The 11,645-nt window shown below is 63.4% G+C and carries 12 protein-coding genes; 5 read left to right on the forward strand and 7 right to left on the reverse strand.

Going from position 1 to position 11,645, the window contains the following annotated elements; all coding sequences use genetic code 11:
• Positions 1 to 446 precede the first annotated feature (446 nt).
• Complete coding sequence (locus tag N8A98_RS08380; protein ID WP_262170607.1) at positions 447 to 3,065, forward strand: DNA translocase FtsK; 2,619 nt, start codon at positions 447 to 449, stop codon at positions 3,063 to 3,065.
• Between the two features lie 228 nt (positions 3,066 to 3,293).
• On the opposite strand, the gene N8A98_RS08385 is transcribed toward N8A98_RS08380, so the two are convergent.
• Positions 3,294 to 3,599, reverse strand: coding sequence for a hypothetical protein (locus tag N8A98_RS08385; RefSeq protein ID WP_262170609.1), 306 nt, complete (start codon positions 3,597 to 3,599; stop codon positions 3,294 to 3,296).
• A 127-nt stretch (positions 3,600 to 3,726) separates the two neighbouring features.
• Here N8A98_RS08385 and N8A98_RS08390 point away from each other — a divergent pair, with 127 nt between their 5' ends.
• From N8A98_RS08390 to N8A98_RS08405, 4 genes are all read left to right on the forward strand, one after another.
• The gene (locus N8A98_RS08390) at positions 3,727 to 4,359 is read left to right on the forward strand and encodes a LolA family protein (RefSeq protein ID WP_262170610.1); all 633 of its coding nucleotides are present in this window, start codon (positions 3,727 to 3,729) and stop codon (positions 4,357 to 4,359) included.
• Positions 4,360 to 4,494: 135 nt separating this feature from the next.
• On the forward strand, positions 4,495 to 4,845 hold the full coding sequence (locus N8A98_RS08395) for a hypothetical protein (protein ID WP_262170612.1): 351 nt from the start codon (positions 4,495 to 4,497) through the stop codon (positions 4,843 to 4,845).
• 101 nt (positions 4,846 to 4,946) lie between these two features.
• Positions 4,947 to 5,642, forward strand: a complete 696-nt coding sequence (locus N8A98_RS08400; protein WP_262170613.1) for a L,D-transpeptidase — start codon at positions 4,947 to 4,949, stop codon at positions 5,640 to 5,642.
• Positions 5,643 to 5,738: 96 nt separating this feature from the next.
• Entirely contained in the window at positions 5,739 to 6,134 is a 396-nt protein-coding gene (locus N8A98_RS08405; RefSeq protein ID WP_262170615.1) for an ester cyclase, read from the forward strand.
• Positions 6,135 to 6,193: 59 nt separating this feature from the next.
• Here N8A98_RS08405 and N8A98_RS08410 read toward each other — a convergent pair whose 3' ends face one another.
• The 6 genes from N8A98_RS08410 to N8A98_RS08435 all read right to left on the reverse strand — a co-directional run bounded on the left by N8A98_RS08410 (position 6,194) and on the right by N8A98_RS08435 (position 11,632).
• Positions 6,194 to 8,734 carry a transglycosylase domain-containing protein gene (locus N8A98_RS08410; protein WP_262170616.1) on the reverse strand — a complete coding sequence of 847 codons (2,541 nt, stop codon included), beginning with the start codon at positions 8,732 to 8,734 and terminating at the stop codon, positions 6,194 to 6,196.
• Positions 8,735 to 9,001: 267 nt separating this feature from the next.
• The gene (locus N8A98_RS08415) at positions 9,002 to 9,295 is read right to left on the reverse strand and encodes a type II toxin-antitoxin system HicB family antitoxin (RefSeq protein ID WP_262170618.1); all 294 of its coding nucleotides are present in this window, start codon (positions 9,293 to 9,295) and stop codon (positions 9,002 to 9,004) included.
• A complete protein-coding gene (locus N8A98_RS08420) occupies positions 9,282 to 9,485 on the reverse strand; it encodes a type II toxin-antitoxin system HicA family toxin (protein WP_315974537.1) in 204 nt (67 codons plus the stop codon). The genes N8A98_RS08415 and N8A98_RS08420 overlap by 14 nt, the downstream gene beginning before the upstream one ends.
• A gap of 47 nt (positions 9,486 to 9,532) precedes the next feature.
• Entirely contained in the window at positions 9,533 to 10,555 is a 1,023-nt protein-coding gene (locus tag N8A98_RS08425; protein ID WP_262170619.1) for an LLM class flavin-dependent oxidoreductase, read from the reverse strand.
• Positions 10,556 to 10,684: 129 nt separating this feature from the next.
• Positions 10,685 to 11,068, reverse strand: a complete 384-nt coding sequence (locus N8A98_RS08430) for a nuclear transport factor 2 family protein (protein ID WP_262170620.1) — start codon at positions 11,066 to 11,068, stop codon at positions 10,685 to 10,687.
• 66 nt (positions 11,069 to 11,134) lie between these two features.
• Complete coding sequence (locus N8A98_RS08435) at positions 11,135 to 11,632, reverse strand: GNAT family N-acetyltransferase (protein WP_262170622.1); 498 nt, start codon at positions 11,630 to 11,632, stop codon at positions 11,135 to 11,137.
• Positions 11,633 to 11,645 lie beyond the last annotated feature (13 nt).

Raw genomic sequence — 11,645 nt, forward strand, 5'->3', positions numbered from 1 at the left:
CTTTTTTGCCCGCATCCATCCTCCTCTATCCCCGATCTATCCCTCATCGCCACCGATCTACCCACCAACCGCTTTCCCTCGGGCTCGACCCGAGGGCCTCTCGTCATTTGTGCCGAGCTGAGGGTGGCCCTCGGGTCAGGCCCGAGGGAGAACCGTGGGCGGGGGAGCGTCGGTGATAGATGGAGAGCGGTAGGTGGCGGGATCACCGCCCGCTCCCCTTCACCCAAATGCCCATCCCCGTCCCCATGGTTAGCCTTGGGTTAACCCGGTCCCGCTAGCATGAGTTCAATTGGGCCCGGTCAATTCCGGGCAGTATTGAGTTTGCTCCATGCCCAGCCATCCCGCACCAGTGCTCGACGAAATCCGATCCCTGCCGCAGCGCGGCACACGCAGCGGGGCCAAGGCCATGCCGGCGCCGCCGCCTGCTTTGTCGATCTCGCATTCCCATGCGGCTGGTCGGCTTCGTGCTGCTCGGTCTCGTCGCGATCTGCCTTGCTGCGCTCGCGTCCTGGTCGGTGGACGATCCCAGTTTCTCCTATGCCACGAGCAAGCCGGCGGCCAATTGGCTGGGCTTTCCCGGTTCGGCCATTGCCGACATCCTGTTCCAGACCCTGGGCCTTGCCGCCCTGGTGCTGATGGTGCCGCCCGCGCTCTGGGGCTGGGCCATGGTGCGCCGCCGCGTGCCCACCCATATGGGCCTGCGCCTGATCGGCTGGCTGGGCGCCACGATCCTGGCCACCGGCGTCTTTTCCTTCGTTGCCATGCCCGAAACCTGGCCGCTGCCCACCGGGCTCGGTGGCCTCGTCGGCACCGGCTTCATGACCCTTGCCACCATGATCACCGGCGCCCAGCCGCAGGCGGTCACGTCGGCGCTGTTCGCCATCATCATTTCGGCCCCCGCTTTGGCGCTGTTCTGGATCGGCATGGGCCTCGGCAGCACCGTTTCCACCGCGCCGCGCAAGGCGCAAGCCGCCGCTGCCGGCCGCAAATCCACCGCCGCCCCGGTTGAAGCCGATGACGAGCCGGAAACCAACCCGATCGTCGACATTGCCCTCGGCGCCATGGTGCACATGGGCTATTCGCTGCGCACCGCCTTCCGCCGCGCCCGCGCCAGCCATGCCGAAAAGCGCGCTGCCGATGCCGCGCCCTGGCGTGATGATGATCTGGAGCCCAGCCTTGATGGCCGCGCCCCTGTCGTCTCTCCGCGTGGCGAGCCCTCCTTCGATGCTCCGCAGCGTCGCATCCATTCGCCCAGCGCGCCGCAGGTCGAGCCGGGATTTGCCGCGCCCGGCGATGTCTCGCCCCGCATCAATGCGCGGCCCAGCTATGACGATACCGAAGTCGATTATCCCGACGAGCCCGATGAGGATTCCATTCCCTTCGTGCCCGATGCGCCGCTGCCGCCGTCGGTCGTCAACCACCGCCAGCAGGGGGATTCCCGCTTCCACCCGGCTGATCCGACCAAGCCGCGCGTCACTGCGCCTGCGCCGCGTCCCGTGCCGGGCAATCGCATGGCGCGCGAAGCGCAAAGCTCCTTCCTCGACGAGCCCGGCGGGTTTGAACTGCCGCCGCTGAGCCTGCTGGCCGAGCCGCGTCACAAGGGCCCCTCGCCCGAGCATGCGCCCGAGCGCCTGGAAGAAATGGCCCGCCAGCTCGAAGGCGTGCTGGAAGATTTCGGCGTCAAGGGCGACATCATCAATGTCCGCCCGGGTCCCGTCGTGACCCTGTTTGAACTCGAACCCGCGCCGGGCATCAAATCGAGCCGCGTCATTTCGCTGGCCGACGATATTGCCCGCTCCATGTCAGCGATCTCCGCCCGCGTCGCCGTGGTCCCGGGCCGCAATGCCATTGGTATCGAGCTGCCCAACCAGAACCGCGAAACCGTCTATTTCCGCGAAATGCTGGCCAGCTCCGATTTCGAGAAGATGAAGGGCAAGCTGCCCATCTGCCTCGGAAAAACCATTGGCGGCGAGCCGGTGATTGCCGATCTAGCGCGTATGCCGCATCTGCTCATCGCCGGCACCACCGGCTCGGGCAAGTCGGTGGGTATCAATACCTTCATTTTGAGCCTGCTCTACCAGATGACGCCCGAGCAGTGCCGCATGATCATGATCGATCCCAAGATGCTGGAACTGAGCATCTATGACGGCATTCCCCATCTGCTGACCCCCGTCGTCACCGACCCGCAAAAAGCGGTGGTGGCGCTCAAATGGGCGGTGCGCGAGATGGAAGATCGCTATCGCAAGATGAGCAAGATCGGCGTGCGCAATATCGACGGCTTCAACCAGCGCGTCAGTGAAGCCGCCGCCGAGGGCAAGGTCATCACCCGTACGGTACAAACCGGCTTTGACCGCGAAACCGGGGAAGCCATTTTCGAGAGCGAGGAATTCAACCTCGAAGTGCTGCCCTATATCGTGGTGATCGTCGACGAAATGGCCGACCTGATGATGGTGGCCGGCAAGGATATCGAGGGGGCCATCCAGCGCCTCGCCCAGATGGCTCGCGCCGCCGGCATCCACATCATCACCGCCACCCAGCGCCCCTCGGTCGACGTCATTACTGGCACGATCAAGGCCAATTTCCCCACGCGTATCTCGTTCATGGTCACGTCCAAGATCGATTCGCGTACCATTCTGGGCGAGCAGGGCGCCGAGCAGCTGCTGGGCAATGGCGACATGCTCTATATGGCCTCGGGCGGCCGCACCAAGCGCCTGCACGGCCCGTTCGTATCGGATGCGGAAGTGGAAGCCGTGGTCGCCCACCTCAAGAGCCAGGGCACGCCCGATTATCTCGATTCCATCACTGCCGATGACGAAGAAGGCGGCGAATTCGGCGGCGACAGCGATGGCGGCGGCGACGATTACGCCGGCTCGGGCGACGAGCTCTACGACAAGGCCGTCCATATCGTGCTGAGCGACAAGAAGGCCTCCACCTCCTATATCCAGCGGCGCCTGGCCATCGGCTATAACAAGGCGGCGACCCTAATCGAACGCATGGAACGCGAAGGCGTCATCAGCCAAGCCAACCATGCCGGCAAGCGCGAGATTTTGGTGGGATCAGACTAGGCTCCAAGTGAGCCCCGATCCCCGCTTTTTCGCGTTCGCAAAAAAGCTGACCTCCCTCCCCCTTGAGGGGAGGGATTGAGGGTGGGGGTTCTGAACTCCCCACCCGCATGGCGTTTGTGAATGCCGCAGAACCCCCATCCCCGCTTTTCGCTAGCGAAAAGCTGACCTCCCTCCCCCTTGAGGGGAGGAGACTGGATCGGGGCTATCCTTGTCCGAATGCCAAAAAACTCACTTGCAGACGGGTTCACCCACCTCGAGCGCAAATTCCCTTGGGCCGGCCCAGCCGTCGCCGTGGCTATTAGGCACATCGAGGATTTTGACCTCGAGCGTGCAGCTCCCGCCGGTCACCCGATAGAGATCGGGCGCGACGAATTCCACCGCCCCAATGCCGTCAAACCCGAAGGCATCGACCACCGCCGCATCGGCGATGATCGCCTGCAATTCCTTTTGCCGCTGATATTGCGGCGGCAGCGCCGCCAGGGCCGGCAAGGCGGTCATCGCCGCAAACCCCAGTGCAATCGACAAGCGCAGCATTCCATCTCTCCCAAGGCGTCCGCCTGGCATGGTGGATGAACGCTCCGTGAATGCAACCTTCCAGCTGTTGCCGCAATTGTTTTCTAGGTTAGGGTCACCTCACCCTCAGCCAGGAACAGAGATTTTCATGATTCGCCGCGATGCCCTGCTGCTCGGTCTGTCCACTGCCCTTGCCCTGAGCCTGCCCGCCTTTGCGCTTGATCGGGCGCTGAGTGCCGAGGAGCAGCAGCTCATTGCCAATATCAATCAGCACAATTCGGCGATCCGCTCCATGGCGGGCCGGTTCCTGCAGATCGACACCAATGGCGGGCGCACCGAGGGCACCTTCTTTCTCGAGCGCCCAGACAAGGTGCGGTTCCGCTACAACCCGCCCAGCCGCGAGGAAATCGTCTCAGTGGGCCGCGGCTTTTATGTGCTCAATCGCAAGGACGAGACCTATTACGCCTATCCCCAGGATACGATCCCGCTGCGCCAGTTCCTCGGCGACAAGATCGACCTGCTCACCGCCAATGTGGTCAATGTCACCAATTCGGACGGCTATATGTCGATCACCGTGGTCGACCAGACCGTGGCCGGCACGGTGCAGGTGTCGCTGATTTTCGACACCACGACCTTCGATCTGGCGCAATGGAGCCTGGTGGAGCCCAGCGGGGCCGAGCTGACCTTCTCGCTCTATGATGTGGAAAAAGACGTGCAGATCCCGCGCGCCTATTTCTCGATTCCGGCGACCTATAAGGGTGTCGATCCTTCGACGCGATAGGCCCACAAGCCCCGACGCGCCTCCCTCCTCTCAAGGGGAGGGGATCGCATCGGCTCTCCGGCTATCACGCCCAAGCCAGGTCACACCTGCGTGACCTCGGTGGATCGCCTGCCCTGCGCCCCCTATAGAACGGCCATGCAGCGCTTTTTGCCTGTCATTGCCGTGCTTTTTACGCTCGCCTCGGTCTGGGGCGGGGCGAGTGGCTATGCCATGGCCTATTCGAGCGATGTGCCCAGCGTGGCGATCACAGCCGCGGATGATGTTTGCTTTGCGCCAGCCGCCGAGAGCGATCCGGTGGTGTCGTTCAAGGTCTGCGGCAAGAAGCAGACCGGGATTGTCATGCCCTGCAATGGGCATCCCGGCATTCTGGCGGATGCCTGCGTCGCGCCATTTGACGATGCCAGCGATGAATATACCAGCCAAATCGAGCAGTTCACCGCGTCGCGGCTGATCCTCGAACAGCTCAAGCCACCCATAGCGGGCTAGGTCCCGGCGCGTTTGCGCCTTTCTCACCCGCGCTTTTCGCTCGCGAAAAGCTGACCTCTCCTCCAAGCGGCCCGCATTGCGGCCGCCGAAAGACATTTTTCATGACCCTTTCTGTTCTCACCCCGTCGCTGACGCGGCGGCAATTGCTGGCGGGTGGCGCAAGCTTTGCTGCGCTCGCGCTCGCCGGTTGCACCACGACGACACCCACTCAGCGCCCCGTCGTTCCGTCCGGGCCAATAACCTATGACGTGACGCCCGAAGCGCTGGCCATGTATGGCCCGCTGCCGGATGAGCAATTCCCCATTCCGGCCGCGCGAGTGGAACTGCTCAATCCGATCTACCGGCGCCAGGAAGTGGCAAATGAGACTGGCGAAGCGCCGGGCACGATCATTGTCGATACGGCCAACCGCTTCCTCTATTGGACGCTACCGAATGGCCGCGCCATGCGCTATGGCGTGGGGATCGGGCGGGCCGGCTTTGCCTGGGAAGGACGTGCGCATATGGCCTATAAGCGCAAATGGCCGGTGTGGACGCCGCCTGCGGACATGATCGTCCGGCAGCCGGAACTGGAAATCTATCGCCATGGCCAGCCGCCGGGGCTGGAGAACGCGCTGGGGCCGCGGGCGCTCTATATCCATCAGGGCAATACGGACACGCTCTATCGCATCCATGGCAATATGGATGTGCTGTCCATCGGGCAGGCCGTGTCGAGCGGCTGCGTGCGCTTGCTGTTTCAGGATGTGATCGACTTGTATGATCGGGTGCCGTCGGGCGCGCCGATCGTGGTGCTGCAATAGGACAAACGGGATCGCCCAAGGCGGTCCCGTTTTTTGTTGAGCCGCGGGCCGGGCGGGTTCAGCATGGCCCCGCGATCGAATGAGCATGGTGCCTTCATGACCAATACAATCCTCGCCGATATCTACCGGGGCTATATTGCCTGTCTCAACAGTCAGGATTGGCCGCGACTGGGGCAGTTCGTTGCCCAGGACGTTCACTACAATGGCGAGCGGATCGGGCTATCAGGATATCGCAGCATGCTGGAGGAGGATTTTCGGGCGATTCCCGATCTTCATTTCGATATCGAGCTGCTGGTGTCCGAGCCGCCGCGGATCGCGAGCCGGCTGCAATTCAACTGCACGCCCAAGGGCATGCTCTTTGGTCTTGCGGTCAATGGCAGGCGCGTCTCGTTCAGCGAGAATGTCTTTTACCAATTTACCGGCGAGCGGATCGCGGCCGTCTGGTCGGTGATCGACAAGGCCGCTATTGCGGCCCAGCTCACCCTGAAATGACAACACCCAGCCCGGCGGAGCCGAGCTGGGTGCAGATTGCGTTGGCCTGACAGGCGGCCCTAATTCCCGAAGATCAGGTCCATCAGCGTGCGCTGCTGTGGCTGTTCGGGCTCCTGGTAGATGACCTGGTCGCCGCCGACCGGCTGGGGCGGGGCGAATTGGCCCTGTTGCTGCTGCTGGGCCGGGGCCGAGGGGACCCAGACCTGCTGGCCGGTGGAGGGATCGACCACCAGCACCATGGGCATGCCGGTATCGGGATCGATCGGCGCGGTGGTGCCGACACCGACCGCAGGACCTTGCTGGAAACCCCCACCCTGCTGCATGGGCATTCCCGTGGCCGGATCGATGGCCTGGGCATTAGGATCGACGACCTGCTGGCCTACCGGCAAGCCGGTCATGGGATCGACCATCTGGCCGGTCTGGATTGGCTGGTTGGATGGCGGCGCCACCGGCTGGCCGGTCTGGGCATCGACATGCTGGACCATGGGCTGGCCGGTCGCGGGATCGATGACCTGCTGGCCGGTGGCCGGATCGACAACAGGCTGCGCCACGGTCTGGCTATTGTCATAGGAGCCGTGCGGGATCTGGGCGATCTGCTTGCCGGCATGGGCCTTGGTCATGAACTCAGACCAGATGACGGCCGGCACGTTACCGCCCGACAGGGTCGTCTTGGTGTCATTGTCGTTGCCCAGCCAGACGCCGGTGACCATGGCGGCGGTATAGCCGACAAACAGCGCATCGCGGGCATTCTGCGAGGTGCCGGTCTTGCCGCCGAACTGCCAGCCATTGAGATTGGCGCCCTTGCCGGTGCCCACTTCGACTGCGGTTTCCAACATGTCGTTCATTTCGTCGAGCACATTGGGGGCGATGACGCGGCCGGGGCCGGCATCGGAGGCTTCGTAAAGCGGCTTGCCGTCCTTGGTCTCGATCTTGGTGATGACATTGGGAATGACGCCCATGCCGCCATTGGCGAAGGGAGCGTAGGCGCCGGTCAATTCGAGCAGGTTCACTTCCTGGGTGCCCAAAGCAATGGAGGGCACGGCAGTCAGGTGGCTGGAAATGCCCATGCGGGTGGCCACGTCGACCACGGCCTGGGGCGTGACGTCGATGGCGAGGCGCGCCGCAATGGTATTGAGCGAATAGGCCAGGCCCTGCCGCAACGTCACCGTGCCGGCATATTTGCCCGAGGCATTGCGCGGGCTCCAGCCATTATATTCGAACTGGGCATCTTCGGCCAAAGTGTCGGGCGTATAGCCCTTTTCCATGGCCGCCAGATACACGAAAGGCTTGAAGGTCGAGCCGGGCTGGCGCTTGGCGGTGACGGCGCGGTTATATTGGCTGGCCTGATAATCGACGCCACCCACCATGGCGCGCACCGTGCCATCGACATCCATGGCCACCAAGGCACCCTGATTGAAGCCGCGCTTGGGGCCTTCGGACGCCACCAATTCCTTGACGATGAACTCGGCGTCCTTCTGCATTTTCCAGTCGATGGTGGTCTGCACCACCACATCGGTATCGATCTCGCCAATATAGGCGGTCATCAGGCTTTCGACCCAGTCGGCGACATAGGATTCCGAACCCGCAACGCGGGTGCGCACGGATTGGTTGGGATCGATCTGGGCGGCGGTGGCTTCCTCGCGGGTGATATAGCCTTCCTCGGCCATGGAATTGAGCGTCAGGCGCTGGCGTTCCTTGGCGCGTTTCGGATTGGATTTTGGATTATAGGCCGAGGGCGCGGGCAGAATGCCGGCCAGCATGGCGGCCTGGCCGAGCGAGAGGTTGCGCGCGGAAACGCCGAAATAGGTCTGCGCAGCGGCCTCGATGCCGGTGGCGCCGGCGCCGAAATAGACGCGGTTCATATAGAGTTCGAGAATTTCTTCCTTGGTGAAATTCTGCTCCAGCCATACGGCCAGGATCATTTCCTGGATCTTGCGGCCCAGGGTCTGGTCGGGGGTGAGGAAGAGGTTTTTCGCCACCTGCTGGGTGATGGTGGAGGCGCCACGGGTGACCCCGCGCGCCCGCACGCTTTCGGCGGCCACGGCGAGCAGGCCAATGGGGTCGACGCCGAAATGGCTCATGAAGCGGCGGTCTTCGCTGGCGATGATGGCCGCGGGCACATAATAGGGCAATTCGCGATAGGTGATCGCTTCGCCGCCGGTCTGGCCGCGATTGGAAATCAAGCTCCCGTCAGCCGCCAGAATGCGGATATTGGGCGGGCGATCGGGAATGGCCCAGGTGTTGGACGAGGGCAATTGCGCGCCGTAATAGACCACGACGCCGATGACAGCGATGCCGGCCCACAGGCAAAGCACGAAGCCCCAATAGAAAATGCCCATGAGGAAGCCGCCGGTGCGCGAGCGGCGTTTTTTTGGCTTTTTCTCGCGGGCGACCGAGGCTTTGCCGCGGCGGGGTTGCTTGGGCGGCTTGCCCTTGGGATTGGGGGAGGCGCCGCCGGAGCGTTCGTCATCGACAAAAACGCCGACCGCCTTGCCCATGGAGGGCTCGACGCGCTCGCCGCCCTTGGCGCGGCTGGCCGCAGCCGGCTTGCCCTTGGGCTGGGCGCCAACGCGATCATCGGCGGAAATGCGAAAATCCATCAATCGAACCCGAAATAGAAAGAGCCTGAGCCTTGCCTTCTACTCTCATAAGCCATGATGGCAAACAAAGAGGTTAGCAAACCCTAAAGGCGACCAAGCCGTCCGCTGGCGCATCATTCCCGTGCTGATTGACAAGGGGGCGCTTCCTGCGCGGCTACAGCAGCGTTCTCATGGGAAATTGTGGCCGGTTTATGTGAGGATTTCCCGGTTATGCGGCCCCTGTTGCCGGTGGGCAACAAGGGGGCGATCACATTGCGGTGGGCGGGGTTATTCGGCGGCGTGATAATATTCGCGCGACGGGCGTACAGCGGCAATCACGGCATCCTCGGCCATGGCCTGGAATTGAGCGTCCCCGCGCAGAGTTTCCAGACTCCGCGCGACCGGCAGGGGACCGGACCAGTCTTCAAACGCGAAAGCCAAAGCCGCAGCGGCTTCGGCAATGGCTTCGTCCAGCGTGTCGGCAACGGCAATGACGCCCGCGACATCGGGAAAGGACACGCCATAACCGGAATCGGCGTCCTTGTGGATCAGGGCGATATAATGGGCGTCATGCATCGTCATTCTCGCTCCAACCGGCCTGACGGTAGATCGAACGGACCGTACCGGCCGGAATATCCTTGCGCGGATGCGGCAGGATAACGGTCCTGCCGCTCGCGGGATGCCTATACTTATGGTGCGAACCACGGGTCGAAACAAGCAGAAGCCATCCGCAGTCAACCGGCGAACAATGTCGCGGCTGTCGCGCAACCACTTCCCGCTGTTTGCCAAACCAGCCTCCCGGGCTTGTTGCTATGCCGTTCAGCGCCAGCCCAGCGCCGGGGCCACCAGCTTCAAAATCGACTCGATGACATGGGCATTGTATTCGACGCCGAGCTGGTTGGGCACGGTGAGCAGCAGGGTATCGGCTTCGGCAATGGCTTCGTCGGCCGCCAGTTCCTTGATCAGCACATCGGGTTCGGCGGCATAGCCGCGGCCGAACACGGCGCGCTTTTCCGGCTCGATATAGCCAAAACTATCCTCTTCGCGGCCGCCGCCGCCGAAATAGGCGCGGTCGGTGTCGTTGACCAGGGCAAAGATCGAGCGGCTGACCGAGACGCGCGGCTCATGGGCGTGGCCGGCCTCTTTCCAGGCGGCGCGAAAGGCGCGGATCTGTTCGGCCTGCTGGATATGGAAGGGCTTGCCGCTTTCGTCGAATTTCAGTGTCGAGCTTTGCAGATGCATGCCCAGCTTGGCCGCCCAGATGGCGGTGGCGTCGGTCGCGGCGCCCCACCAGATGCGCTGGCGCAGGCCCTCGGAAAACGGTTCGAGCCGCAGCTTGCCGGGCGGATTGGGAAACATCGGGCGCGGATTGGGCTCGGCAAAGCCGTGGCCCTTGAGCACTTCAAGCAGCACCTCGGTCTGGCTGCGGGCCATATCGGCGTCGGTCTGGCCTTCGGCCGGGGCATAGCCGAAATAGCGCCAGCCATCGATGACCTGTTCGGGGGAGCCGCGGCTGATGCCCAATTGCAACCGGCCGCCGGCGATCAGATCGGCCGCGCCGGCATCCTCTGCCATGTAGAGCGGGTTTTCGTAGCGCATATCGATGACCGCGGTGCCGATCTCGATGGTTTTGGTCCGGGCGCCGATGGCAGCGAGGAGCGGGAAGGGCGAGGCCAGCTGGCGGGCGAAATGATGCACGCGGAAATAGGCGCCATCGGCCCCCAATTCCTCGGCGGCGACCGCCAGATCGATCGACTGCAGCAGTGCATCGCCCGCCGTACGGGTGCCGGACTGTGGCGAGGGCGACCAATGGCCGAAGGACAGAAAACCGATCTTTTTCATGGCGGGGACCCGTGTGCTTGGCCCCAATGGCGGGGCCTTTGCTAGATATGTCGCCGCTGGCGCGGGAAAAAGCCAGATGGCAAGAACGCATTGTTCAGGGCGCGGCTCCTGCGGCGCGGCGATTGCCCGCTAGGGCAGCTGATAAGGCCGATATTGTTCCCGTTCGGTTTTGTATTCGTGCAGCTCGGCGATCAGGCCATCACGTAGCAGATAAAGGCTGGAGCCCAGGAAGCCGCCGGTTTTGCCTTCGTATTCGCACTCGAAATCCCACTCGCAAAATACCGCCGAGCGCTCGGCGTCGAAATAGGACCGCCCCAGATCCCATCGCGTCACGCGACCGAGATTGGGGGCCTCGTGCCAGGCCTTGAACCAGGCCATGCATTCGGCATGGCCACGATAGACCGGGCCGTAGCTTTCGACGACCAGCACATCTGGGGCCAGCAGACTGAGAAACAGCGCCTCGTCCCGGGCGAGCCAGGCTTGCATATAGGTTTGGGCGATTGTGGTGCTCATGGTGTCGCTCGCGTTGGTGCGCTGCACCGTAGCTTGATTCTGCGCTGATGGCGGAAGCGGTTTGGACTACAGCGCTATCCAATACAGACGCTTGGCGGGATCGGTGGGTGAATGCCCGCCAAAGACACCGCCCTGGCTTTCGATCACGCGCCGCGAGCTGGCATTGCTCTCGTTGCAGGTGAGCAGGACGCGCTCAATGCCGAGGTCGCGGGCGAGGATAAGGGCCTGGCGCAGGATTTCGGAGGCGTGGCCTCGGCGGCGGTGTGAGCGCAAGATGCCAAAGCCGATATGGCCGCCATTGGTGCGCAATTGATCATTGAGCGCGTGGCGCAGCGACAGGCGGCCGACGATTTGGCCGTCGACTTCGGCGAGGAGGAAGGTTTCGGGTACCGCGCCCGCTGTCAGGCCCCGCCCGTGCCGCCGGGCATCGAGACGGGCCACGTAGTCGGCAAACGAGCTTGCCGCGTCGAGACCGAGGGCGAAAGTGAAACCCTCTTCGGCCAGTTCGCGGGTCGCAGCGCGGACCGCAGCCTCGTCGCCAAGGGCGACTGGCCGCAGCCGCAATGCCCCGGCCTAA

This window comes from Devosia neptuniae, from assembly GCF_025452235.1.
Lineage (GTDB): Bacteria > Pseudomonadota > Alphaproteobacteria > Rhizobiales > Devosiaceae > Devosia.